At 63.8% G+C, this 22,527-nt stretch carries 28 protein-coding genes and 1 tRNA gene; 10 read left to right on the top strand and 19 right to left on the bottom strand.

Annotated elements, in window-relative coordinates; genetic code table 11:
- The first annotated feature begins 95 nt into the window (after positions 1–95).
- Together ASD76_RS03295 and ASD76_RS03290 are read left to right on the top strand one after the other, a co-directional pair.
- Positions 96–410, top strand: coding sequence for a hypothetical protein (locus ASD76_RS03295; protein WP_055918437.1), 315 nt, complete (start codon positions 96–98; stop codon positions 408–410).
- 37 nt (positions 411–447) lie between these two features.
- Entirely contained in the window at positions 448–1,356 is a 909-nt protein-coding gene (locus tag ASD76_RS03290) for an NAD(P)/FAD-dependent oxidoreductase (protein ID WP_055918434.1), read from the top strand.
- On the opposite strand, the gene ASD76_RS03285 is transcribed toward ASD76_RS03290, so the two are convergent.
- The 6 genes from ASD76_RS03285 to ASD76_RS03260 form a co-directional block, all read right to left on the bottom strand.
- Positions 1,357–1,692 (bottom strand): hypothetical protein, encoded by a 336-nt coding sequence (locus ASD76_RS03285; protein ID WP_055918431.1) that lies wholly within the window; start codon positions 1,690–1,692, stop codon positions 1,357–1,359. It lies immediately after the preceding gene.
- A 3-nt stretch (positions 1,693–1,695) separates the two neighbouring features.
- Complete coding sequence (gene rimM, locus ASD76_RS03280) at positions 1,696–2,190, bottom strand: ribosome maturation factor RimM (RefSeq protein ID WP_055918428.1); 495 nt, start codon at positions 2,188–2,190, stop codon at positions 1,696–1,698.
- A 3-nt stretch (positions 2,191–2,193) separates the two neighbouring features.
- Positions 2,194–2,781, bottom strand: a complete 588-nt coding sequence (gene rpsP / locus ASD76_RS03275; RefSeq protein ID WP_055918425.1) for a 30S ribosomal protein S16 — start codon at positions 2,779–2,781, stop codon at positions 2,194–2,196.
- A 34-nt stretch (positions 2,782–2,815) separates the two neighbouring features.
- The gene (ffh, locus tag ASD76_RS03270; RefSeq protein ID WP_055918422.1) at positions 2,816–4,285 is read right to left on the bottom strand and encodes a signal recognition particle protein; all 1,470 of its coding nucleotides are present in this window, start codon (positions 4,283–4,285) and stop codon (positions 2,816–2,818) included.
- A 128-nt stretch (positions 4,286–4,413) separates the two neighbouring features.
- Positions 4,414–4,489 (bottom strand) — tRNA-Ala (locus ASD76_RS03265).
- Positions 4,490–4,587: 98 nt separating this feature from the next.
- On the bottom strand, positions 4,588–4,911 hold the full coding sequence (locus ASD76_RS03260) for an FYDLN acid domain-containing protein (RefSeq protein WP_055922879.1): 324 nt from the start codon (positions 4,909–4,911) through the stop codon (positions 4,588–4,590).
- A gap of 230 nt (positions 4,912–5,141) precedes the next feature.
- On the opposite strand from ASD76_RS03260, the gene aroA reads away from it, so the two are divergent.
- Entirely contained in the window at positions 5,142–6,422 is a 1,281-nt protein-coding gene (gene aroA / locus ASD76_RS03255) for a 3-phosphoshikimate 1-carboxyvinyltransferase (RefSeq protein ID WP_235506492.1), read from the top strand.
- On the opposite strand, the gene ASD76_RS03250 is transcribed toward aroA, so the two are convergent.
- A complete protein-coding gene (locus tag ASD76_RS03250; protein ID WP_055918416.1) occupies positions 6,419–6,739 on the bottom strand; it encodes a DMT family transporter in 321 nt (106 codons plus the stop codon). The genes aroA and ASD76_RS03250 overlap by 4 nt on opposite strands.
- 148 nt (positions 6,740–6,887) lie before the next feature.
- On the opposite strand from ASD76_RS03250, the gene ASD76_RS03245 reads away from it, so the two are divergent.
- Together ASD76_RS03245 and ASD76_RS03240 are read left to right on the top strand one after the other, a co-directional pair.
- Positions 6,888–7,151 carry a CBU_0592 family membrane protein gene (locus tag ASD76_RS03245; protein WP_235506491.1) on the top strand — a complete coding sequence of 88 codons (264 nt, stop codon included), beginning with the start codon at positions 6,888–6,890 and terminating at the stop codon, positions 7,149–7,151.
- Positions 7,148–7,777, top strand: a complete 630-nt coding sequence (locus ASD76_RS03240; protein ID WP_055918413.1) for a (d)CMP kinase — start codon at positions 7,148–7,150, stop codon at positions 7,775–7,777. The genes ASD76_RS03245 and ASD76_RS03240 overlap by 4 nt, the downstream gene beginning before the upstream one ends.
- Before the next feature lie 3 nt (positions 7,778–7,780).
- On the opposite strand, the gene ASD76_RS03235 is transcribed toward ASD76_RS03240, so the two are convergent.
- From ASD76_RS03235 to ASD76_RS18725, 4 genes are all read right to left on the bottom strand, one after another.
- Positions 7,781–9,118, bottom strand: coding sequence for an adenylate/guanylate cyclase domain-containing protein (locus ASD76_RS03235; protein ID WP_156457526.1), 1,338 nt, complete (start codon positions 9,116–9,118; stop codon positions 7,781–7,783).
- A 117-nt stretch (positions 9,119–9,235) separates the two neighbouring features.
- On the bottom strand, positions 9,236–9,793 hold the full coding sequence (locus ASD76_RS03230; RefSeq protein ID WP_055918407.1) for an OsmC family protein: 558 nt from the start codon (positions 9,791–9,793) through the stop codon (positions 9,236–9,238).
- 25 nt (positions 9,794–9,818) lie between these two features.
- Complete coding sequence (locus ASD76_RS03225) at positions 9,819–10,730, bottom strand: diiron oxygenase (protein ID WP_055918404.1); 912 nt, start codon at positions 10,728–10,730, stop codon at positions 9,819–9,821.
- A 46-nt stretch (positions 10,731–10,776) separates the two neighbouring features.
- Positions 10,777–10,905, bottom strand: a complete 129-nt coding sequence (locus ASD76_RS18725; RefSeq protein ID WP_268760303.1) for a hypothetical protein — start codon at positions 10,903–10,905, stop codon at positions 10,777–10,779.
- Positions 10,906–11,091: 186 nt separating this feature from the next.
- Here ASD76_RS18725 and ASD76_RS03220 point away from each other — a divergent pair, with 186 nt between their 5' ends.
- The 5 genes from ASD76_RS03220 (at position 11,092) to gloB (ending at position 16,362) form a co-directional block, all read left to right on the top strand.
- Complete coding sequence (locus ASD76_RS03220; RefSeq protein ID WP_055918401.1) at positions 11,092–12,645, top strand: alpha/beta hydrolase; 1,554 nt, start codon at positions 11,092–11,094, stop codon at positions 12,643–12,645.
- Between the two features lie 363 nt (positions 12,646–13,008).
- A complete protein-coding gene (rpsA, locus tag ASD76_RS03215) occupies positions 13,009–14,709 on the top strand; it encodes a 30S ribosomal protein S1 (RefSeq protein ID WP_055918398.1) in 1,701 nt (566 codons plus the stop codon).
- Between the two features lie 92 nt (positions 14,710–14,801).
- On the top strand, positions 14,802–15,218 hold the full coding sequence (locus ASD76_RS03210; protein ID WP_055918395.1) for a GFA family protein: 417 nt from the start codon (positions 14,802–14,804) through the stop codon (positions 15,216–15,218).
- Positions 15,215–15,598: a VOC family protein gene (locus ASD76_RS03205; protein WP_055918391.1), complete on the top strand. Its 384-nt coding sequence runs from the start codon at positions 15,215–15,217 to the stop codon at positions 15,596–15,598. Before ASD76_RS03210 ends, ASD76_RS03205 begins: the two co-directional genes overlap by 4 nt.
- A 5-nt stretch (positions 15,599–15,603) precedes the next feature.
- A complete protein-coding gene (gene gloB / locus ASD76_RS03200; RefSeq protein WP_055918388.1) occupies positions 15,604–16,362 on the top strand; it encodes a hydroxyacylglutathione hydrolase in 759 nt (252 codons plus the stop codon).
- 885 nt (positions 16,363–17,247) lie between these two features.
- Here gloB and ASD76_RS03195 read toward each other — a convergent pair.
- The 8 genes from ASD76_RS03195 to ASD76_RS03160 all read right to left on the bottom strand — a co-directional run bounded on the left by ASD76_RS03195 (position 17,248) and on the right by ASD76_RS03160 (position 22,505).
- Complete coding sequence (locus ASD76_RS03195; RefSeq protein WP_055918385.1) at positions 17,248–17,811, bottom strand: ATP synthase subunit B; 564 nt, start codon at positions 17,809–17,811, stop codon at positions 17,248–17,250.
- Positions 17,804–18,298: an ATPase gene (locus ASD76_RS03190; protein WP_055918382.1), complete on the bottom strand. Its 495-nt coding sequence runs from the start codon at positions 18,296–18,298 to the stop codon at positions 17,804–17,806. The genes ASD76_RS03195 and ASD76_RS03190 overlap by 8 nt, the downstream gene beginning before the upstream one ends.
- 35 nt (positions 18,299–18,333) lie before the next feature.
- Positions 18,334–18,561, bottom strand: a complete 228-nt coding sequence (locus tag ASD76_RS03185; RefSeq protein WP_055918380.1) for a F0F1 ATP synthase subunit C — start codon at positions 18,559–18,561, stop codon at positions 18,334–18,336.
- A gap of 34 nt (positions 18,562–18,595) precedes the next feature.
- A complete protein-coding gene (locus tag ASD76_RS03180; RefSeq protein ID WP_055918377.1) occupies positions 18,596–19,381 on the bottom strand; it encodes a F0F1 ATP synthase subunit A in 786 nt (261 codons plus the stop codon).
- 60 nt (positions 19,382–19,441) lie between these two features.
- Positions 19,442–19,759, bottom strand: coding sequence for an AtpZ/AtpI family protein (locus ASD76_RS03175; RefSeq protein WP_055918374.1), 318 nt, complete (start codon positions 19,757–19,759; stop codon positions 19,442–19,444).
- Between the two features lie 162 nt (positions 19,760–19,921).
- A complete protein-coding gene (locus ASD76_RS03170; protein WP_055918370.1) occupies positions 19,922–21,811 on the bottom strand; it encodes a PAS domain-containing sensor histidine kinase in 1,890 nt (629 codons plus the stop codon).
- Positions 21,812–21,913: 102 nt separating this feature from the next.
- Positions 21,914–22,309, bottom strand: coding sequence for a YdbL family protein (locus ASD76_RS03165; RefSeq protein WP_055918367.1), 396 nt, complete (start codon positions 22,307–22,309; stop codon positions 21,914–21,916).
- A gap of 1 nt (position 22,310) precedes the next feature.
- Complete coding sequence (locus ASD76_RS03160; RefSeq protein WP_055918364.1) at positions 22,311–22,505, bottom strand: YnbE family lipoprotein; 195 nt, start codon at positions 22,503–22,505, stop codon at positions 22,311–22,313.
- Between the last annotated feature and the right edge of the window lie 22 nt (positions 22,506–22,527).

The following is a 22,527-nucleotide window of genomic DNA, read 5'->3' as shown; positions in this document are numbered from 1 at the left end:
ACTCTATAAACCAGCCTTATAGTCTAACCCAACCCTTTTGTTGGAATTGGGAGGCCAGCGGGTGCATTTCACCAAGCAATCGAAGGGGAAATGAAATGCAAGACGAAGCTTACATGCGCCAGTGGAACGAGCACCACATGGCCCTATCGCAAGGCGTTGACCGGTTGGTTGCCCGCATCCGCGAGCGCTTTGCCCGGCGCCCGACCACAATAGACACCGCTTATGCAAGAAGGTCGCCTGCCCGGCGCGATCACCAGACCTCGCAAACGACACAGGCCTTGCTGAGTGGACTAGCGGCGGCCGTCATCACGGCGGTGATCTTCACCGGCGGCGTGGCTACCGTAACTGCGCCTCAGCCTGTCTTTCCAGGTCTGGTCCAAGCTGAAGTGACCGCTCCCGAACTCGCATGAGCGGAACCATACCCAGCCCATCCGGGTTGCAGCGCCGATGGAAGATTGCATCATCGTCGGCGCTGGCCCGGCTGGACTCACAGCGGCGATCTATCTCGCGCGCTTCCACCTCTCGATCCGGCTGTTCGACTGCGGCACCAGCCGCGCGGCACTGATCCCCTGCACCCATAACCACGCCGGCTTTCCCGAAGGCGTCTCCGGCCTCGAGTTACTGCGGCGCATGGCGGAGCAGGCCGAGCGATTTGGCGCCGAGCGTGAACTGGCGCGGGTGACCAAGATCTCACCCGAAGGCGAGAGCTTCACCGTGAGCGTCGAGGGACGCGACTTCCGCGCCCGAACCGTGCTCATGGCGACCGGAGTGGTCAACAATCGCCCCTCAGGGATCGACGATGCGCTTCACACCCAGGCGCTCGCAGAAGGCCTGCTGCGCTATTGCCCAATCTGCGACGGCTACGAAGTGACCGACAAACGCATCGCCGTCATCGGCACCGGTAGCCACGGCACCGCTGAAGCGCTCTTCCTGCGCGGCTATACCGCAGATGTGACCTTGATTTCACCCGACGCCGAACATGATCTCGATCCAAGCTGCGCCGCCGAACTCGATCGCGCCGGCGTCACCCGAATAGATGGCCCCTGCGGCAACTACGCGATTGAGGGTGACCTCCTGGCATTCGACACCACCCACGGAAGAATGCAGTTCGACAGCGTCTATCCCGCGCTAGGCTCGCGAGTGCGCTCGGACCTCGCAGCCGAAGTCGGGGCGCAGATCAGCAAGGATGGCTGCCTGGTGGTCGATCCCCATCAAAGCACCAGCATTCCCGGCCTGTTCGCGGCGGGTGACGTGGTGAAAGGGCTCGACCAGATAAGCCACGCCATGGGCGAAGGCGGTGTCGCTGCGACGGCGATCAGGAATTATCTGGCTGAGTTGGAGCCTCTGAGGCGTTAGTCATTCGAAGGCTAGAAAATCGTCGCTCGGCCTTTCGAGCTTCCGCGATACTACGATCGCACCCGGCAATGAAACCACCGTTGCGATCACAAACATCACACCAAACCCGAGAGCGAGGTAAGTCGATTCCTTCATGCCCGAGCTCAACTCTAAAAAGGTGGCCGGGATCAAGACTCCGAAGGGAAGAAAGCCCGCAGAGGCCGCCGCAACTAATATCCTGGAAGGACGCTTCCAAGCGGGGCCCCAGACAGACAAGGCCGCCGCTACGCCCGCCGCGAACCCGTTAAGACCGACGGCAACGACGAGTATTATCCATACGCTGTAGATGATCTGCATCGATCAAGCCTGATCGACGAAATCCATACTGACAACAAGCCTCTGGTCATTCCACGCCGGCACGGCTTCGATCCGCATCGGTACCATGAAGCGCTTGCCGTCAGGTCGCTCGACTTCGAGCACATCGGTCGCACCGTAGTTCTCGACCGCGATCACCGTACCGAGCGGCTCACCAGCCTCGGACATGGCCGGAAGGCCGATCAGATCCGCATGGTAGTATTCGCCCTCATCGAGGGCGGGGAGCGCCGAGCGCGGAACGCTCAGAGTGGTGCCGCGCAGTTTCTCGGCTGCGGTCCGGTCGTCCACCTCGGCAAAGCGGGCGATAGCGCCGCCCTTGCCATCGTCGCGCAGCTTCTTGAGCGTCAGCGCGCCGTCGTTGAATTGGCGATGGGCGGAGAAACCCCCGAGCCCTTCGCCAAACAACTTGAGACGGACTTCACCCGTCACGCCGTGCGCGCCGGTGATGGCGGCGAGCGTGACGGGTTTGTCTTCAGCCAAGGATCAGCCCTCAGCCTTTTCCTCGCCCGCTTCAGCGGCCGGAGCCTCTTCAGCGGCAGCTTCTTCAGCCGGGGCTTCTTCGGCAACCGGAGCTTCTTCAGCAGCCGGAGCTTCCTCGGCGGCAGCTTCTTCAGCCGGCGCTTCAGCAGCAACAACCTCTTCAGCCGGAGCTTCGGCAGCGACTTCCTCGGTCACTTCCTCGGCGGCCGGAGCAGCGGCTTCTTCCTTGGCAGCCTTGGCGGCTTCCTCGGCGGCAGCAGCCTTGGCAGCGCGCTCTTCAACGCGTTCCTTGGCCTTTTCGCCCGGCTCGGCCTTGTTCGGGTTGTTGCGAGCAGCGCGCTCCTTGATGCCGGCGGCATCGAGGAAGCGAGCAACGCGGTCGGTCGCCTGGGCGCCGACGCCCAGCCAGTAGCGGGCGCGATCCTCGTTCAGGACCACGCGGTTGGCGTCGTCCTTGGCGAGCAGCGGGTTGTAGGTGCCGACCTGCTCGAGGTACTTGCCGTCGCGCGAGCTGCGCGTGTCGGCAACGACGATACGATAGTAGGGGCGCTTCTTGTTGCCGCCCCGCGAGAGCCTCAGTGCTACTGCCATGGTTACTTACCTTTCTGATTCAAACTGTTGAATTTCAATTCTTCTTGAGCAGGTCCTGCAGGTTGGAGGGCAGTTGACCCGCCCCTCCACCAAGACCCGGTAATCCGCCGCCAGGGCCGCCGAGGGCAGCCGCTCCGGCACCGCCGGGACCACCCATCCCGCCGCCACCACCGAACAGCGCGCCGAGGCCCTTGAGCCCGCCCATCTTTTTGATCTGCTTCATCGCGCGGCCCATCTCCTGGTGCATCTTGAGCAGCTTGTTGACGTCCTGAACCTCTGTCCCCGAACCGGCCGCGACGCGCTTCTTGCGCTTGGCGTTGAGCAGCTCCGGGCGCTGGCGTTCCTTCTGCGTCATCGAGCCGATGATCGCATCCATGTGGACCAGCAGCTTGTCGTCCATGCCGCTGGCGGCCATCGCCTGCTTGGCCTTCTTCATGCCCGGCATCATGCCGGCGAGCATGCCAAGGCCGCCCATCTGCTGCATCTGCCGCAGTTGGGTGCGCAGGTCGTTCATGTCGAACTGGCCCTTGAGCATGCGCTCGGCGAGCTTGTCGGCATCTTCCTTGTCGATGACCTGGGCGGCCTTCTCGACGATCGAGACGATGTCGCCCATGCCGAGGATGCGCCCGGCCACGCGGCCCGGATGGAACGGCTCGATCGCGTCGAGCTTTTCGCCCGTGCCGGCAAACTTGATCGGCTTGCCGGTGACCGCACGCATCGACAGCGCCGCACCGCCGCGGGCATCGCCGTCCATGCGGGTAAGGATAACGCCGGTCAGCGGCACTTCGTCGGAGAAGCTCTGCGCGACGTTGACCGCGTCCTGGCCGGTCAGCGAGTCGACCACGAGGAGAACCTCGGTCGGCGTCGCGACGCCGGCGACGGCTTTCATCTCGGCCATCAGCGCTTCGTCGACGTGGAGGCGGCCCGCGGTATCGAGCAGCAGCACGTCAATCGCCTGCAGCCTGGCCGATTCGAGCGCGCGGCGGGCGATGTCGACCGGCTGCTGGCCGGTGATGATCGGGAGCGTCAGGACATCGACCTGATCGCCGAGCACCTTGAGCTGTTCCTGCGCGGCCGGGCGGTTGACGTCGAGCGACGCCATCAGCGCCTTCTTGCCGTGCTTTTCCTTGAGCAGCTTGGCGAGCTTGGCAGTCGTAGTGGTCTTACCCGAGCCCTGGAGACCGACCATCATGATCACGACCGGCGGCTTGGCTTCGAGCGTGAGCGGCGAGGACTCTTCCCCGCCGAGCATCGCGACCAGCTCGTCATTGACGATCTTGACCACTTGCTGGCCCGGCGTGACCGAACGCAGCACCTGATGGCCAACGGCCTTCTCGGTCACCGCGTCGATGAACTTGCGCGCTACGGGCAGGGCGACGTCGGCTTCGAGCAGGGCGATGCGAACTTCGCGCATCGCTTCGCGCACGTCGGCTTCGTTCAGAGCGCCGCGACCGCGCAGGCGATCGAAGACTCCAGTCAGGCGATCTGACAGTGTGTCGAACATGCCTAGCTTCACTCCAAACTGGCCCGAAAGCCAAAAACGCCGGCGGACGAAACCTCGTCAGCCAGCGTGCAAATCAGGTACTGGAACCATGCAAAAGGCATGGCCTATTTCAATACTTTAGCGACGAATGGTGGAGCCTAGCGGGATCGAACCGCTGACCTCTACAATGCCATTGTAGCGCTCTCCCAGCTGAGCTAAGGCCCCGTGCCATTTCGTCTTTAGCGCATCCTGGGTGGTGCGCCATCCCTTGCGGGAGGAGGGCCCTTTATGAGCGACTCCTCCGCTTCGCAAGCCCCAATTTATCAGTTTTCGTCGTCTTCGCCATCACCAGCGCCGGGAACGCCGAGATCGTCGTCGCCGCCAAGGTCGACATCGTTGTCCGGCGAGTCCTCGCCCTCGTCGATATCTTCCAGATCCTCGTCAGCGAGATCCGAATCGGCTTCCTCGACCTTTTCGACCTTCGCCACTTCCTCGAACGGAATCGGCTGCTTCGACTTGAGCACCGGCTCGGGATACCACTGGTTGCCGCATTCGATGCAGACGACCGGTTCGTCCTTCTGGAGATCGTAGAAGCGTTCACCGCATTTGGGGCAGCTACGCTTGGCGCCCCACTCTGGCTTGACCATGAATGTGTCCTTAGTCTGCCCGCTGCCGCAGCAGGCCTGAATTACTGTGACTTGATGGTAGCGGCCCCGACCATAATCAAGAGCCAGCATCAAGAGCGGGGGGCGCCTTGCCACAGCCCCCCAGCGCTGTCAAAAGCCCGCGCGTTCCCACTGCCCATAGCTGAGATAGCCTCTTGTCCGTCAACCCTGACACTGCCCCCCGCCCACGCCGCTTCGTTTCCGCGGGGCCTTTGACCGGCAGGATCCGTGTGCCGGGCGACAAGTCGATCAGCCACCGCTCGTTGATGTTCGGTGCTTTGGCCGTGGGCGAGACGCGCGTGACTGGCCTGCTCGAGGGCGAGGACGTCATGGCCACGGCTGCCGCGCTGCGGGCGATGGGCGCGACGATCGTGCGCGAGGACGAAGGCACCTGGTCGATCCATGGAGTGGGCGTCGGCGGGCTGTTGCAGCCCGAGAGCGCGCTCGACATGGGCAACTCCGGCACCTCGACGCGCCTGCTGATGGGCCTGGTCGCCAGCCATCCGATCGTGGCCACCTTCACCGGCGATGCCAGCTTGTCCAAGCGCCCGATGGGCCGGGTGATCGAGCCGCTCTCCCTGATGGGCGCGGACTTCACGGCCAGCCCCGGCGGCACCCTGCCGTTGATGGAGCGAGGCCTGAGCCCCGCCGTGCCGATCACTTACCGCCTCCCTGTCGCCAGCGCTCAGGTGAAGAGCGCGGTGCTGCTCGCGGCACTCAACACTGCCGGCATAACCAGCGTGATCGAGCCGGTGCCGACGCGCGATCATACCGAGCGTATGCTCAAGGGCTTCGGCGCAGAGCTGTGGGTCGAGGAAGAAGCCGGCCATCGCGTGATTCGCCTGCGTGGCGAGGCCGAACTGCGGCCCCAGACTATCGAGGTGCCGGGTGATCCCTCCTCCGCGGCGTTTTTCGCCGTGGCGGCGCTGGTCGTGCCGGGCAGCGACTTGGTCATCGAGAACGTCGGCCTCAATCCCACTCGCGCCGGCCTGTTCGAAGTGCTGCGCCAGATGGGCGGCTCGATCGAGGAATTGGACAGACGCCTCGTCGGTGGTGAGCCGGTGGCGGACTTACGCGTGCGCCATTCGGTGCTCACCGGCATCGAGGTCGACCCGGCCATCGCGCCGAGCATGATCGACGAATTCCCCGTCCTGTTCGTCGCCGCCTCGCTGGCGCAAGGCCGCACGGTCACCAGCGGGCTCGATGAATTGCGGGTCAAGGAGAGCGACCGGCTCGCGGTCATGGCCGAGGCGCTGCGGAGTGCAGGCGCGCGGATCGAGGAACGCGAGGATGGTCTGGTGATCGAAGGCACCGGCGGCGATCCGCTTACCGGGGGCGGCCCGATCGCCACCCACCTCGACCATCGCATCGCCATGTCGATGGCCGTCGCCGGTCACGCCAGCCGCGATGGCGTCGAAGTCGACGACACCAGGCCGATCGCAACTAGCTTCCCTGTGTTCGAAGCCCTGCTCGACGGCGCGAGTGCAGTTTAGGCCGGGCTCGACACCTTCATCAGCACCAGGCCCGAGACGATCAGCAGAGCGGCGAAGATCCGCATCGCGCTGACAGTCTCGCCAAGCACGACAATGCCGACCACGAACGCGCCCACAGCGCCGATGCCCGTCCACACGGTATAGGCCGTTCCGAGCGGCAGCGACTTCATCGCCACCGCCAGCAAGCCAAAGCTGAGAAACATCGCGCCTAGAGTCACGGCTGACGGGCCAAGCTTCGAGAAGCCGTCCGACAGCTTCATCGAGTAAGCCCACACGACTTCAAGAATACCGGCAACGAACAGAATAACCCACGCCACAGCAGCCTCCTAAGAAAGGGTTAGCTGCCGGGCCGTCCCGGTCTTGAACGTTCACTTGGAACACAAAGGACGTGGCCTTCGCCGGGGGCCAGATAGGGATTTCGATTGCGGTTCTCAAGGTTGCAATTGCCGACTAGGGAATGACGCCGTGATCGACTCCTTCACAGCCGACGTCATCGGCCTCATCGGCAGCGCGCTGTTCATCGGCGCCTTTGCCTACGCCAACCTGACCAAGACGCTGAACAAGTTGGGGTTCAACCTGGCCAACATGATTGGCTCGATCCTGCTGCTTATTTCGCTGTCTGTGAACTTCAACCTCGCGGCTTTCGTGCTGGAGACAGCGTGGGGCTTGATCGCGGCAGCGGGCCTCGTCATGGCGATCCGCGTAAAAATGCGGAAGAAGCCCGAATGATCATCGCCGTCGACGGCCCGACCGCTTCGGGCAAGGGCACCATCGCCAAGGCGCTCGCCCAGCACTACCGCCTTCCGCACCTCGACACCGGCCTGCTCTATCGCGCGGTGGGGCGGCAGGTATTTCTCGATGGCGGTGATCCGGACAGTGCCGGTGACGCGCTGAGCGGCTGCGCCTTTCCGGATGGCCTGCTGCTCGATCCTGAACTGCGTACCGAAGATACTGGGGGCCTAGCCAGTCGCGTCTCGGTCCACCGCTCGGTGCGCGAGGCACTGTTCGAACGTCAGCGCAGTTTCGCGCTGCAGCCGGGCGGCGCAGTACTCGACGGGCGCGACGTCGGCACGGTGATCGCACCCGAAGCGGAGGTGAAGCTGTTCGTCGTCGCCAGCGTCGAAGCTCGCGCGCTGCGTCGGTGGAAAGAAATGCAGGAACGCGGGAACGACCGGACCCTGGCCGAGATCGAAGAGGACCTCCGCCTCCGCGACGAACGCGACCGCAACCGAGCCGAAGCCCCACTGCGCGCCGCTGACGATGCGGTGGTGCTCGATACCTCGGATCTGGGCCGAGACGAAGCTATCGCAGCCGCTATCGCACTGGTCGAAAGGCAGCTGGCCCTTCAGCGTTGAGGCTCAGGCGGCGACCGGCTCCACGGTCGCTTCGCCCTCTCCCGGACCGATGCTGGCATGGTAGACCGTCAAGTCGCCCACGCCCTTCAGCGTCATCGTTTCCGGCGTGCCGAAATCGTCCCGCGACCTGGCCCGCAGCCAGGTGCTTTCCGAAATGGCGATACCGTTGAATGGCGCAGCGCCTTGCAGCCGCGCCGCGATGTTCACCGTGTCACCCCAATAGTCGTAGGCCATCCGCGTCGCGCCGATCACACCGCCCACCACAGGGCCGCTATGGATGCCGACGCGCAGGCCCACCGTGTCAACGCCCGCGACCTGGCGCAGTTCGTGGACGCAACCGATCACGGCGCGAGCAAAGGCAATCGCCGAATCCGCGCTGTTGACGCTCTCAATGTTGCCGCCCGCGATGGCGAGGTAGGAATCGCCGACCGTCTTGACCTTTTCGATGTGATGCACGGCGGCGAGGTTGTCGGCCTGGTTGAAGAAGCTGTTGAGCAGCTCGACCAGGTGTCCGGGCGAGATCCGCCGCGCCAGCATCGAGAAGCCGACCATGTCGATGAAGATCACGCTCGCGTCGGCATAGGAGTCTGCCACCACCCGCCCGTCGCGGATGCGCTGGACTGCCGCTGGCGGGAGCATGTTGTGCACCAGCTCCTCGTTCTTGCGCCGCTCGTTGTCGAGCCCGTCGGCGAGGATGAATGCGGAGCGGCTCGTGCGGCCCACCGCGAGGCAAATCGCGAACATCACTGCCGAGCCGCCGAAGTAGCTGAGCGCGGCAAAGATGAAGGCTGGCTGGTCAAGGTCGTTCAGGGCCGAGCCGAACCAAGCCAGCATGTCCGCCACCAGCCAGATCACGAACAGGCGCGGCCTGCCGGCCAGGGTGACTGCGGCAAAGGCGGCGAGGACCAGTCGGTTGATGACCGCCACCACGTGCAGACCGGCGTCCGCGCCGGCGAGGTATTCGAACAGCACATAGTTCGCTCGCCCAACCAGCAGCGAGAGCAGCAGCAAGGCGATGAAGTCGATGATCGGGTGACGCACATAGGCGTCCCAGAAGGTCACGCAGATATAGCCGCCCGCGACCGCCAGGCTTGCGCCGAGATAAATCGCGAGTTCGGCGTTCTGCGCCTGCGACACGAGGTTGGGATTGGTGATCAGGTAGGCGAGCGACACGATCATGAAGATCACGCAGTAGAGCCGCACGAACGGCATCCGCAGCGCCCGCGCCGTGGCGCTGTAGCGTTCTTCGGTCTCACTGTCGGCGAACCGGCTGAATACGCCTGGCTGCTGCACACCCCACCCCATCCTGGAAACCCAGGCCCGCATCCCGTCTACCTTCATGAAAACCCCAGTGTCGAGGCCCTGCACTCGGTTACTCACGGGTACAAGCAGTATCGGAGGTATGCATCCGCCCCGGCGGGCGGGGGGTCCGGAGGTGGCCGGGGCGGATGCGGGGGGTCAGGCCAGGCGGCCGTTCATTTCGATCGCCCGATTGATGTTGTAGAAGTTGGGTGAGGTTGCCTTCACCGCCTGGTGAATCTCTTCGTATTGCTCGCGCGTACCGTCGCCCTCGAGCGTGACGACGTAGTCGAGCTTGCGGTAACCGTTGGGAACGCTCGCATCGAGGCCGAGGAAGCCGCGCAAGTCCAGTTCGCCGGCCATTTCGATGCGGCACGCTGAAAGCGTGATCCCGCGGACCGCGGCCTGGGCCACGTAGCCCACGGTCATGCAGGCATTGATCGCGCTCATCAGCAGTTCCTGCGGATTGGGGGCGCTATCGGTGCCGAGCAGTTCGTAAGGCTCGTCGGCGACAATCTTGTGGCGCCGGGCGATGCGTTCGCCGCCCATGGTGACGCTGTCGACGGTAGTCTCGGAGCGGGTTTGGCCGGTCCATTCGGTGCGGACGCGGAAGGCGACCATGCCATTGGCCGGATCCTGCTTGATCGCTTCGGTGGCTTCGGTAAGCGCGTCGAGATCGATGCCGTTGACGGTATTCTTCTGAGCAATATCGAGCATTTCAAATCTCCTTTGTCGTGGGGGGTCAGCAAAAGGCCGGTGCGACTTCGGCGATGCGGTCGCGGGCGGCGGGGGAAATCGCGGCCAGCGTGGCCACGAACTTGGGGTGGGTCATGCCGGAGCCGAGGTAGGTCCAGCGCAGCGCCTGGTGCTGCTGAGCTATCAGCGCGCCGCGTTCGTCTTCACCGAGCTGGCGGCCGACGGCCTTCTCGAAGGCATCGAGGTTGAGCTCGGCCTGCGTCTTCAGCCCACCGTCGAGGAACATCCCGATCTCGAGATACTCGTCGAGGGCGCTTTGGATCGAAGCCTCGTCGCGGCCTTCGGCCAGTGCCTCGACCATGAGTGTGTCGAGCTTGGCGTGCTGCGCCTCTTCCATCCAGTGGTGCTTGAGCAGGCTCTTGAACAGCGGATCTAAGCCGCTGTCGTCGCGGACGCTGTCGACATAGTGCCGCTGCGTCATCCATTCGATCTGCAGGATGGCCAGCGCCACCGCGAGCGGATCATGGCGCAGGACTTCGGCGCCTATCGCCTCGGGTGGGCCGATCACGGCGCACTCGCTACCGAAATCGCGCACGAACGTGGCATGGAAGCGCTTGAACAGTTCAATGTGCTTGGCTTCCTCGCCCGCGAAGTTGAGCAGAGCCCGCACTCGGGCATCGTTGCCGTTCAGCTGCGGCCGGGCGTGATCGAGCACGAACGGAAGAATGAACTCTTCGACCAGACCGAAGATCACGAGGTACTCGTGGCCGCGGACCTGGTTGAGAACGCGCCGCTCCGCCTCCGACAGGCCCTCTGGCACGTCGGTTCGGGCGAGGTTCTCGGGCATGAACGGGCGGGAGAAATCGAGCGCCGCGCCTTCGGGCAGGACGTCCTCGATTTGCCAGGCCGCACGGGCGGAGGCGGAAAGCACGCTAGCGAAATTGAACTCTTGAAACATGTCGAATTCCTTGGGGGGTCAGATGGAATTGTGCCTGGGAGGGAGGTCAGGTGACCGTCCCGCCCTGCATGGCAAACATGAACAGCCCGAAGCCGAGCCAGAGGCCGCTGCAGGCGAACGCCGCGGCAAGACCGGCAAAAGCTGACTGGGGCCGCGATGGGCTCGTCGTCTTCATCGTCTCTTCCTCAATTGCGCGTCGCGTCGTGCGGCGCTGGCGGCCCAATGGAACCGCAACGTGAGAGCGAGCGTGGGAAGAACCGTGGAATTTGACGCTGCGCGGCCCGCACCGTAGTTTCCACGGTGGGTCGCTTCTCCAAAGGAGGCGGGGCTGCTTAATCTCTCGCTCATCGGCGAGATCGCCGTGCGCCGTGACGCGCAAGAGGTCGCCCTGCCGGCGTCGGCGAAGACGCGCGCCCTGCTCGCCTATCTGGCGGTCACCGGCAAGGAGCATCGCCGCGACGCGCTCTGTTCGCTATTCTGGAACGTGCCCGACGACCCCAAGGGCGCCTTGCGCTGGAGCCTGAGCAAACTGCGCCAGGCCGTGGACGAGCCCGACACGCAGCATCTCGTCGCCGACCGGGAGACTGTCCGCCTAGAGATGACGGGGTCGAACTGCGACTTTGCCCGGATTGAAGAGGCCGCGGCCAGCGACGATATCGGCACGCTTGAAACGGCCGCGTCAATTCGCGGCGAGTTCGCCCCAGGCCTCAATTTGCGGGGCTGCGAGGAGTTCGAATCCTGGCTGCTCGCCACGCGCGAGGACGTGCGCCAGCGCCAGTTGCAGGTTTGGCGCAAGCTGATCGGCTTACTGGAAGGCGAGCCCGAGCGAGCGCTGCCGTTTGCCCGCAGCGTTGTCGAGGCGGACCCGCTGGGCGAGGATGGCTGGGTTACGCTGGTCACGCTGCTTTCCGCCTCCGGGCGAGGTGACGAAGCAGAGGCCCAGCGCGGGGTAGCGATCCGCACCCTGGAGGCTGCTGGAATTGGAGCAGAGATGGCCCTCGCCCGGCCGGTCAAGCCCACACCTGCCGCCGCGACTCCTTCCGTGCCGCACGAACAGGGCAAGCCCGTCATCCGCCAGCGCGTCGAGTTCTGCACCGCTCCAGACGGCACTGGCCTTGCTTATAGCTGCGTCGGAAATGGGCCCCCGCTGGTCAAGACCGCCAACTGGCTCAACCACCTCGAGTTCGAATGGGAAAGCCCGATCTGGAGCCATTGGATCGAGGCGCTCTCGCGCGATCACAGGCTGGTTCGCTATGACGAGCGCGGCAACGGCCTGTCCGACTGGAAAGTCGCGGACTTGTCGTTCGAAGCCTTCGTCCAGGATCTGGAAACGGTGGTCGACGCAGCGGGCGTCGACCAGTTCGACCTCTTGGGTATTTCGCAAGGCTGCGCCGTCTCGATCGCCTATGCGGTGCGCCACCCGGAGCGGGTGCGCTCGATGATCCTCTATGGCGGCTACTCGCAAGGCTGGAAGTCGCGCAACGATCCGGAGGAACTCGCCCGGCGGGAGGCGATGGTGACCTTGACCGGGGTTGGCTGGGGCCAGGGCAACCCGGCCTTTCGCCAGATGTTCACCACGCTCTACTTCCCCGAAGCGACCGACGAGCAGGCACAGTGGTTCAATGAACTGCAACGCATCTCCGCCTCACCAGAAGGCGCCCAGCGGTTGCAGCGCGCCCTGGGCGTGATCGACGTCCGTCACCTCCTCCGCAAGGTCAAGGTGCCGACCTTGATCCTGCATAGCCGCAACGATTCCGTGGTCCCCTTCGAAGCCGGCCGCATCCTTGCTCGCTTCATCGAGGGCGCCCGGTTCGTGCCGCTAGACAGCTCCAACCACTTGGTCCTAGCCCAGGAACCCGCCTGGCCGGAGATGATTGCGCACATCAGGGAATTCCTGGCGAACCCCCACGCCTAGGCGGCGGCGCAACGACTGAGGGGAGTGACGGCCTTCCAAGTTGACGCTTTACCCCGTCACTCCGTCGTTCAGGCAAGCGACGCTTTTGCTTGCCATTTGCGCCTCGCTCGCCTATCCGCGCGCCCGTCCGACGGGGCTTTTCAGCCCGGTCGCGGGTGCAGGGCCGCAGCAGACGGCTCCTCAAGACAGGCGGAACGAACGGCGGCGGGCAAGCCTCGCCACTGTCCCGCTTTTCACTCGCGGACCGGAGGAAGCTTCGGAAGATGCTTGCGCTGGCATTCGGCCTCGCAGGCGGTTCGGCCATCAAGACCGGCGGATACAACCGCCTGGCCGGAAAAAACGTGAACTAGGATACTGATCGATATGGCATCTACCGCCAATCCGACTCGCGACGATTTCGCGAAACTCCTCGATGAACAACTCGGCGGTGCCGAAGGCGGCTTTGAAGGCCGCGTGGTCAAGGGCACCATCACCGCCATCGAAAACGGCATGGCCGTGATCGACGTCGGCCTGAAGAGCGAAGGCCGCGTCTCGCTGCGCGAATTCGCCCGTGGCGAAGACGACCAGTCCCTCAACGTCGGTGACGAAGTCGAAGTCTTCGTTGACCGCGTAGAAAATTCCGAAGGCGAAGCGATGCTGAGCCGCGACCGCGCTCGCCGCGAAGCCGCGTGGGACAAGCTGGAAAGCGAATTTGGCGAAGGCAAGCGCGTCGAAGGCCGCATCTTCGGCCGCGTCAAGGGTGGCTTCACTGTCGACCTCGACGGCGCCGTGGCCTTCCTTCCGGGCAGCCAGGTCGACATCCGCCCGGTGCGCGATGTGACCCCGCTGATGGACATGCCGCAGCCGTTCCAGATCCTCAAGATGGACCGCCGCCGCGGCAACATCGTCGTCTCGCGCCGTGCGGTTCTCGAAGAGACCCGCGCCGAACAGCGCAGCGAGCTGATCGACCGTCTGGCCGAAGGCCAGGTGATCGACGGCGTGGTCAAGAACATCACCGACTACGGTGCGTTCGTCGACCTCGGCGGCATCGACGGCCTGCTCCATGTCACCGACATGAGCTACAAGCGCGTCAACCACCCGAGCGAAGTGATCGCCATTGGCGACACGGTGAAGGTGCAGATCATCCGCATCAACGCCGACACGCAGCGCATCAGCCTCGGCATGAAGCAGCTCGAGAGCGATCCGTGGGAAGGCGTTGCCGCCAAGTACCCGGTCGGCGCCAAGGTTTCGGGCGTGGTCACGAACATCACCGAATACGGTGCGTTCGTTGAGCTCGAAGCCGGCATCGAAGGCCTGGTCCACGTTTCGGAAATGAGCTGGACCAAGAAGAACGTCCACCCGGGCAAGATCGTCTCGACCAGCCAGGAAGTCGAAGTTGTCGTGCTCGAAGTCGATTCCGACAAGCGCCGCATCTCGCTCGGCCTCAAGCAGGCTCAGGGCAATCCGTGGGAAGAGTTCGCCGACAAGCACCCGGTTGGCTCGACCGTCGAAGGCGAAGTCAAGAACGCCACCGAGTTCGGCCTGTTCATCGGCCTTCCGGGCGACGTCGACGGCATGGTCCACATGTCGGACATCGCTTGGGGCATCTCGGGCGAAGACGCGCTGGCTCTGCACCGCAAGGGCGAGCAGGTTAACGCGATCGTTCTCGACGTCGACGTCGAGAAGGAGCGCATCAGCCTCGGCATGAAGCAGCTCGAAAAGGGCGCTCCGGCAGCCGGCGGTGTCAGCACCGGTGGTGGCCTGAAGAAGAACGACGTGGTCACCGTGACCGTGCTCGAAGTCCGCGATGGTGGCCTCGAAGTGCAGGCTGGCGACGATGGCGCGACTGGCTTCATCAAGCGTTCGGACCTCGGCCGCGACCGTGACGAGCAGCGTCCGGATCGCTTCCAGACCGGCCAGAAGCTCGATGCCATGGTCATCGGCTTCGACCGTTCGAAGAAGCCAAACTTCTCGGTCAAGGCGCGCCAGATCGCCGAAGAGAAGCAGGCTGTCGAACAGTACGGTTCGTCGGACTCGGGTGCTTCGCTCGGCGACATCCTCGGCGAAGCGCTGAAGAAGCAGTAAGCTTCAACGGCAATAGCCTTTGAGAAAGGCCCGTCCGCTCAACCGAGCGGGCGGGCCTTTCCTATTTGGGCCGGGGTTTCTAGACTCGCCCGATGGAAGCCAGCTGCCAATGCGGAAACCTGAGCGCCACGATCGATGACGGCGCCGAGCCGATGACCGTGCTGTGCCATTGCCGCGAGTGCCAGAAACGCAGCGGATCGCCCTTTGGCGTGATGGCCTACTTCCCCGACGCAAACGTGACGGTGACCGGCGAGGCGCGCGAATACTCACGCCCGACCGACGAGGGGAATAGCTTCACCACAGGCTTCTGCCCGGCCTGCGGCAGCACTCTCTACGGCCGCGCCAGCAAGTATCCCGGGATAACCGGCGTAACTGTCGGCACTATCGCCGACCCTGCGTTCCCGCCCCCTGCCCGCTCGGTCTATGAGCAGAGCCGCCATGGCTGGTTGGCCCTGCCCGAGACCATGCCGGGCTTCGCCCGCGGACGCGACGGAGAACGAAGCCGATGAAGGCGACTCCTTTCCTGATGTTCCAGGGTGACGCGGCGGGCGCGCTGGCTCTCTACCGCGCGGCCTTCGCTGACTTCGAAGAACTGTTGCTGCAAGAACACCCCGAAGGTCCGCAAGCCGGCCAGGTTGCGATGGCCCGCATCCGCGTCGGGGGGCTCGAGATCATGCTTTACGACAGCCCGCCGGTGCACGCCTTCACATTCACCCCCGCCACCTCCATCTTCATCGAGTGCGACGATGAAGCCCAATTGCGCGCCCTTGCAGAAACGCTGGGCGAAGGCGGTGGCGTCATGATGCCAATCGGCAATTACGGCTTCAGCAGCCTGTTCACCTGGCTCGCCGACCGATTTGGGGTGAGTTGGCAATTGAACCTGAAGTGAGACCCATGCTCGAAATCCACCAGTTCCCCTGCCTCTCCGACAACTACGGCTTCCTCCTGCACGATCCAGAGAGCGGCGAAACCGCGTGCATCGATACGCCGGACGCCGAGGCCTATCTGCGCGAGGCAGCGGCGAAAGGTTGGCGGATCACGCAGATCTGGAACACTCATTGGCACCCGGACCACGCTGGCGGCAACGAGGCGATCAAGGCGGCCACGGATTGCACCATCGTCGCGCCTCGCGTTGATGCGTCCAAGATTGCCGGGGTCGATCGCACTGTGGCGAACGGCGACAAGGTCGAACTCGGCAAGTGGGTCGCCAAAGTCATCGACGTTGGCGGCCACACACTCGGCCATATCGCCTACCATCTGCCGGAAGCAGGGGTCGCTTTCGTCGGAGATTCGCTGTTCGCGCTTGGCTGCGGGCGGATGTTCGAAGGCACACCTCAGCAATTCTGGACGAGCCTCTCGCGCCTCAAGGACTTGCCGCCGGAGACTGCGCTCTACTGCGCTCACGAGTACACTCAGTCCAACGCCCGCTTCGCACTCCATGCCGATCCGGACAACGTAGAGCTGCAACTCTATGCCCGCGAAATCGACGAACGTCGCTCCCGCGGAGAGCCGACCGTGCCGACGCAACTGACGCGGGAATTGGCTACCAACCCGTTCCTGCGGGCCGATGCGGAGGACATGCGCAACCGCTGGGGCGGTCTCGATCCGGTCGAGACGTTTGCCCGCCTGCGTGCGGCCAAGGACAGCTTCTGAGCGACATCGGGACGGATGGCCCATCCCAAACTGCCCGCTATTGACATTTATAACCAAATAGGTTATATGCCCCGCCGTCAGTTGACACCTGACAAGCGACGGGTGCGGGAGCGTGTAGCGCTTCGCTTTCACTCCCGCAGCTAAGGCCGGCGCCCTTCCGACATCGTCAGAGGGTGTCCAGCGTAGGATACGAGGATGACAACCGTTGGCGGGACCTGCGAGCCCTCTCCCGCAGCTAAGGCCGGCGCCCTTCCGACATCGTCAGAGGGTGTCCAGCGTAGGATACGAGGATGACAACCGTTGGCGGGACCTGCGAGCCCTAACCGCCAGCGCCTCCTATCCGACAGGGCCGAGCAGCGAGTTTTGGTCGCAGCCCTCGCCGCCGTTCGCAGCCATGCTCGCGCAAGGCAATCCTGTGACGCCCAGGACGCGCCGGCCTTTGCCCGTCCGCGTTTTTCATTCCGGCGTTAGACCCGCGCTCGCCAGCGGGTGATGGGGTGTGCCTGCGGCACATAGGATCTCACGCAAAGGCGCAAAGACGCAAAGACGTACCTCAACACCTCTCCCCTATTCGTCATTCCCGCGAACGCGGGAACCTAGGGCGGAACAGCGCCAGAGAGCCGACTGGGTCCCCGCGTTCGCGGGGATGACGAAGGGTGGAGTTTGATCTTCGCGGCTTTGCGCCTTTGCGTGACCAAAAATCCTCCCTGTCGCGCAGCGATGGGGAGGTGGCAGACGCCGTCAGGCGGCTGACGGAGGGGCTAGGGGCGTGGCGCCAGCCCCTCCACCATCCGCTTCGCGGACGGTCCCCCTCCCCATGAGCTACGCTCACAGGGAGGATCGCGAGAATTTGAGGAAATCCCACGGCCAAGCCGCGGGATCAAATCACAGGGAGGAAATCGCCTCGTCGACCAGCTTGCGGTCGGCGTCGGCATCGTGCTTCGCAGCAATCAGCCCGCGCGCAGCTTCGGTAGCTGCAAGAGCTGCCTTGGCGCGAACTTCGTCGACCGCAGCGCGCTCGGCACCGGCGATCTTGTCTTCGGCCATGCGCTCGCGCCGACCGATCACGGCCTTGGCGTCGGCTTCGGCCTTGGCGACGATCGCCTCGGACTCAGTCTTCGCATGCTCGATCATCGCCGCCGCGTCCTTCTCGGCATTGGCGATCTTGGCGGCATATTCACCGCGCAGCGCCTCAGCTTCGGCACGAAGCTTCTTCGCTTCGTCGAGCTGTTCGCGAATGGCGGCGATCTTGGCATCGAGCCCACCGGTGATCAGCTTGGGCACGCCCTTCCAGACGAGAATGCCGATGAACACCAGCATCGCTAGGCTGACCCAGGCGCCGGGACCGACGAACCCGAAAGCAACGGGTTCGACATGCTCGCCGCCATGACCGCCGGCATCGTGCTCGACAGTGGCGTTGAGTTCGTGCTCGGCCGAGGGATTAGCCATTGGCAAGGGCCTTCTTAACAGCGGCGGAGGCGGAGGTCTTGGTGACCTTCACTCCGGCAAGACGGGTAACGATGTCCTGCGCCGCTTCGCTGGCGACAGCTTCGATCTCGGCAGTAGCCGCGCTGCGAGCGGCGGAAATCCGCTCATCAGCCTCGGCCAGCCGCGCGTCGATCTTGTTCTGCGCAGTCGCCAGCTTCTTTTCAGTCTTGGCAGCCGCCTCGGCCTTGGCCTTGGCGACCAGAGCCTGAGCTTCGGCGCGATTTTCATTCTCGCGTTGACGCCAGGCCGCTTCCTGTTCGTCGGCCGCATCGCGCGAGGCTTGCGCCGCGGCGAGGTCGTCCGAAATCTGCCGGTCGCGTTGAGCGACGGTGTCCATCACTTTGGGCACCATGCCCCGACCCACGATGAAGAACACCAGGCCGAAGATGATCAGCAACCAGAAGATCTGGCTGGAGTAGGTTTCGGCAAGTTGCGCTATCTGTGGCATCGGAGCTTCCGGCAGTCAGTCAGGTCGTCTGTTTGTCAGGCGACGAAGATCAGGATCATCGAGACGACGAACGCGAGCAGGCCCAGCAGTTCCGCCGCGGCGAAACCGATGAAGAGGCGGCCCTGCTGGCCGTCGGCAGCGCCGGGGTTGCGCAGCGCGCCTTCGAGGAACGATCCGAAGACGTTACCCACACCGATGGCGGCCATGCCCGCACCGATTGCCGCGAGGCCGGCGCCGACCAGCTTGGCTGCTTCCATGTCCATGTCAAAACTCCTTTTCGAAACTCGTTGAAATCACTCAGTGAAGATTTTCGGCATCGTTGATGTACAGCGAGGTCAACAACGCGAAGACGTAAGCCTGGATGCCCGCGACCAGCACTTCGAGTGCGCAGATCGCCACCATCAGGATGAAACTCGGGATGCCGATGAACACGCCCCAACCGGCGCCGGCATTGCTGCTGTCGATGACGAAGCTCGACAGCACTTCGAGCAGCACGTGCCCGGCCATCATAGCCACGAACAGTCGCAGGCCGAGGCTGAACGGGCGAACCATGAACGAGATCAGCTCGATCACCGGGATCAGCCACAGCAGCCAGATCGGCGTGCCGTGCGGCACGAACAGCGAGAAGAAGTGCAGGCCGTGGCGCCAAAAGCCGACGATCAGCACGATCGCGAAGCTGATGATCGCCAGGATACCGGTCACGGTGAAGTGGCTGGTGAAGGTGAAGGCGTGCAGCCCGACCACGCCCAGCGGCAAGAGGCCGAGCATGTTCGCGAACAGGATGAACATGAACAGCGAGAAGATGTACGGGACGTACTTCTTGCCGGCCTTGCCGACGTTGGCGGCGAGCAGGTCGTCGATGAAGCCGGTGAAGGTCTCGACAGCCATCTGCCAGCGGCCCGGCACCAGTTGACGCTTCATGCCGCCGGCAACGAAGATCCACAGTGCGACAGCCGAAATCGCCATCCACAACGCGCTGTTGGTGAAGGCAATGTTGTAGCCCGCAACTTCCCAGTGCCCCGAGCCGAACAGCGGCTCGATGGTGAACTGGTGCATCGGATCGACTTTGGCTTCGGCTGCCACTTGTCTACGTGTCCCTTAACATTGCGAACGCGGCGCCCACTGGCCGACCCAATTGCAGGATCAGTCGGGACGCCGGCTGGAAATCCGGATTATGTTCCTGAAGGCAACGACTATCCCGAGGAACAGCATTACCAACAGACCCCAAGGCGATGTACCGGCGAAATGGTCGATTACCCAACCAATCACCGCACCACCGAGCATCCCCCCCAGCAATTCCGCCAGCACGCGGTTGCCCAGCTTATAGCTGGCGTCCGCGCCCTGCACTTGCGGCCGGTTGCGCTGATTTTCCCGCTCGCGTGCAGCTTTCAGCCGCTCCCCGAGCGCGTCGATCCGCGCATCCTCGCCGATGGGGTCCCGTTCGGGCGTTTCGTCGCTCATGCTGGGCTCCGCTAATATGGAGTTTCCGACACAGGCAAAGACCTGCCCGCCGAGGGCGCCGCCCCTTTAGAAAGGGGGTCCGCCCGAGTCAACCGATGGAAGTCATCTAGCGCCCCGCCTCGTGAACCTCCCCACCGTCAGAGGAAGGAATCTCCTAACGATTCAAGCAATCTGTGAGATCGTCTTGGCCAGCTCGACCTCCGTAAACGGCTTGGACAAACGCGGAAGGCCGAGCTCCTCGCCATCGGGCAGATCCGCAAAGCCCGAAACGACGATGACCTTGAGATCGGGCCGAATCTCGCGCGCTTTTTCCACCAGTTCGCCGCCGGACATGTCGGGCATGGCGTAATCGGTGACCATGAGATCGAGATCCTCGCTGGCAATGACCCTCAGGGCGCTCGGCCCGGAATCGGCCTGCAGGACCTGATGCCCCATGTCAGACAACATGGTCGCGGTATTGAGGAGCACGATCTCGTCATCGTCGACCGCCAGGATTCGCAGCGCCCCGGTTGGAGAGGCCTGTTCCCCATCCGCCTCGGGCGTAACCGCGGTTGCCGCGGAAACTTCAGCGACCGGCAACAGAATCTCGACCTTCGTGCCCTTGCCCGGGACGCTCTCAATGAGCAGCCGACCGCCACATTGTTCCACCATGCCCTGGACCATCGACAGGCCCAGACCGGTGCCCTTCCCCACTCCCTTGGTGGTGAAGAACGGCTCGGTTGCGCGAGCCAAGGTGCCCGCACTCATGCCATCGCCCGGATCGATAACCGACAGACGGACGTAGGCACCGACAGTGTCGGGCAGAAACGCTTCCTCAGCCGAAATGATCACCTCACCCCCTTCGGGCAAGGCGTCGCGCGCGTTGACGACGAGGTTCATCACCGCCAGTTCGAGCTGCGTGCGATCGGCCAGCGCCGGAGGCAGGCTCAGGGGAAAGTCGGTCCTGATGGTGATCCCCGGCCCGATCGTCCGTTGTAAAATCTCCGCCATGCTGCGGACGGCGTCTTGAAGGTCGACCGCCTCCAGCGAGAGCTCCTGCTTGCGCGCAAAGGCAAGCATCCGCTGGCTCAAAGTAGCGCCCCGTTCGGCAGCAGTCATCGCGTTCTCGAGGAAGCGGTCGATGTCAGCGCCATCCGCAAGTCGCCGTTTTGCCAGGCTGAGGCTCCCCAGGATCGCGGCGAGGATATTGTTGAAGTCATGCGCCACGCCCCCGGTCAGCTTGCCGATGGCTTCCATCTTCTGGGCCTGGAAGAACTGTTCCTGCGACTTCTGCAGAGCCTCCTGAGCGCGCTTCCGTTCGGTCAGGTCGCGAGTGATCTTGGTGAAGCCGATCAATGTCGCTCCGCCATCGTGGATCGGATCGATCACGACATGGGCCCAGAAACGCGAGCCGTCCTTTCGCAAGCGCCAGCCTTCGGCTTCGAATCGCCCTTCGCCCGCGGCGGTCTTGAGAGCGCGATCAGGTATGCCCGCGGCGCGGTCTTCCGGCAGATAGAAGCGCGAGAAATGCTCGCCAATGATTTCGCACTCTTGATAGCCCTTGAAGCGCTGGGCACCCGCATTCCAGCTCGACACTTTGCCGTCGGGGTCGAGCATGTAGATCGCGTAGTCGGTGACCGACTGGACCAGCAGCCGAAAACGCTCCTCGCTCTGGCGTAGCGCTTCTTCGGACGCTCTGTGCTCCGTCAAGTCGCGGGTGATCTTGGCGAAACCGACGTGTGTGCCTTGCTCGTCGCGGATCGGGTCGATGACGACATTGGCCCAAAAGCGCGACCCGTCCTTGCGAAGTCGCCAGCCTTCAGCTTCGAAGCGGCCTTCCTCGAGCGAGGTCTTCAAGGCTTTCGCGGGGATGCCGCTGGCGAGGTCTTCCTCGGTGTAGAACTGCGCGAAGTGCTGTCCGATGATTTCAGACGGACGATAGCCCTTGAGCCGTTCGGCGCCAGCATTCCAGCTGCTCACAATGCCCGAAGGATCGAGCATGTATATCGCGTAGTCCGTAATGCTCTGGACCAGGAGATCGGCGCGACCCGAATTTAATGATTTAACTGACATTCTTAGCCCACCGCCCCCTTACGGGAGCAGAAAGCCTCAGTTAACGGATCGTTCCTTCGAAAGGTCGCGCAAATTCAGGTACGCCCCGTTGGGGGCGGAACCTTACGGACAGCGCGGATCGCGTTCAGGAGGGCCCGCACCCCGCGTTTGCCAAGCCCCGCTAGGCGCCTGATACTTTTCGCCGGGCTGAGTGCGGCTGATGAGGACGCATCCCTGGGTCAGCGCATAGGCCTCCAGCGTGGCGTTCTGGGCCTGGGCCCGCTCTGCATAGTTCGCGCGGCGCTTGATGTTGAGGTCCGCGACCATCTTCTGGATCGCCGCCGGCTGATCACCGACCACGCCGAGATAACCGTCGGTCTTTTCGCCCACCTGGCCTGCCTGGCGCGCGGCCTCGTAAGCGGGATCGCGCTGGGCGAAGGCCGGGGCCGGCAAGGCAAGACCGGCCGCGAGCAGGCCTGCCAACAGCGTCTTGGCGAGGGTTTGCGGATAGGAGGCCATGTCAGAAAATCTCCGGGTTATCGTCAATGTTCTGCTGGACGTCAGTCGCCAGCCGGTAAATCACTTCCTGCGTGATGTTGATGTTGAGTTCGATCACGATCGGCTTGTCGGGCGCATCGACTGTGATGCACCCTCCAGCCAGCGCCGAACCCAGCACCGCCACCACACCCGCTATTGCCCTGCGCTTCCCCGTCATCGGGGGCTTATGCGCCGCGCCA

This window comes from Altererythrobacter sp. Root672 (assembly GCF_001427865.1).
In the GTDB taxonomy this organism is placed as follows: Bacteria; Pseudomonadota; Alphaproteobacteria; order Sphingomonadales; family Sphingomonadaceae; genus Croceibacterium_A.
This window is presented reverse-complemented; position numbering and strand designations above follow the sequence as displayed.

Excerpts from the sequence above, each read along its gene's own strand:
- ASD76_RS03230 (WP_055918407.1), bottom strand. The coding sequence starts at position 9,793 with ATGCTCGATATTGCTCAGAAGAATACCGTCAACGGCATCGATCTCGAC.
- gloB (WP_055918388.1), top strand. The coding sequence starts at position 15,604 with ATGCTCGAAATCCACCAGTTCCCCTGCCTCTCCGACAACTACGGCTTC.
- ASD76_RS03260 (WP_055922879.1), bottom strand. The coding sequence starts at position 4,911 with ATGGTCAAGCCAGAGTGGGGCGCCAAGCGTAGCTGCCCCAAATGCGGT.
- ASD76_RS03240 (WP_055918413.1), top strand. The coding sequence starts at position 7,148 with ATGATCATCGCCGTCGACGGCCCGACCGCTTCGGGCAAGGGCACCATC.
- ASD76_RS03170 (WP_055918370.1), bottom strand. The coding sequence starts at position 21,811 with ATGTCAGTTAAATCATTAAATTCGGGTCGCGCCGATCTCCTGGTCCAG.
- ASD76_RS03225 (WP_055918404.1), bottom strand. The coding sequence starts at position 10,730 with ATGTTTCAAGAGTTCAATTTCGCTAGCGTGCTTTCCGCCTCCGCCCGT.
- ASD76_RS03210 (WP_055918395.1), top strand. The coding sequence starts at position 14,802 with ATGGAAGCCAGCTGCCAATGCGGAAACCTGAGCGCCACGATCGATGAC.
- ASD76_RS03295 (WP_055918437.1), top strand. The coding sequence starts at position 96 with ATGCAAGACGAAGCTTACATGCGCCAGTGGAACGAGCACCACATGGCC.
- ASD76_RS03160 (WP_055918364.1), bottom strand. The coding sequence starts at position 22,505 with ATGACGGGGAAGCGCAGGGCAATAGCGGGTGTGGTGGCGGTGCTGGGT.
- ASD76_RS03175 (WP_055918374.1), bottom strand. The coding sequence starts at position 19,759 with ATGAGCGACGAAACGCCCGAACGGGACCCCATCGGCGAGGATGCGCGG.
- rpsP (WP_055918425.1), bottom strand. The coding sequence starts at position 2,781 with ATGGCAGTAGCACTGAGGCTCTCGCGGGGCGGCAACAAGAAGCGCCCC.
- ASD76_RS03190 (WP_055918382.1), bottom strand. The coding sequence starts at position 18,298 with ATGCCACAGATAGCGCAACTTGCCGAAACCTACTCCAGCCAGATCTTC.
- ASD76_RS03290 (WP_055918434.1), top strand. The coding sequence starts at position 448 with ATGGAAGATTGCATCATCGTCGGCGCTGGCCCGGCTGGACTCACAGCG.
- ffh (WP_055918422.1), bottom strand. The coding sequence starts at position 4,285 with ATGTTCGACACACTGTCAGATCGCCTGACTGGAGTCTTCGATCGCCTG.
- ASD76_RS03185 (WP_055918380.1), bottom strand. The coding sequence starts at position 18,561 with ATGGACATGGAAGCAGCCAAGCTGGTCGGCGCCGGCCTCGCGGCAATC.
- ASD76_RS03205 (WP_055918391.1), top strand. The coding sequence starts at position 15,215 with ATGAAGGCGACTCCTTTCCTGATGTTCCAGGGTGACGCGGCGGGCGCG.
- ASD76_RS03165 (WP_055918367.1), bottom strand. The coding sequence starts at position 22,309 with ATGGCCTCCTATCCGCAAACCCTCGCCAAGACGCTGTTGGCAGGCCTG.
- ASD76_RS03195 (WP_055918385.1), bottom strand. The coding sequence starts at position 17,811 with ATGGCTAATCCCTCGGCCGAGCACGAACTCAACGCCACTGTCGAGCAC.
- ASD76_RS03285 (WP_055918431.1), bottom strand. The coding sequence starts at position 1,692 with ATGCAGATCATCTACAGCGTATGGATAATACTCGTCGTTGCCGTCGGT.
- ASD76_RS03235 (WP_156457526.1), bottom strand. The coding sequence starts at position 9,118 with ATGAAGGTAGACGGGATGCGGGCCTGGGTTTCCAGGATGGGGTGGGGT.
- ASD76_RS18725 (WP_268760303.1), bottom strand. The coding sequence starts at position 10,905 with ATGAAGACGACGAGCCCATCGCGGCCCCAGTCAGCTTTTGCCGGTCTT.
- rpsA (WP_055918398.1), top strand. The coding sequence starts at position 13,009 with ATGGCATCTACCGCCAATCCGACTCGCGACGATTTCGCGAAACTCCTC.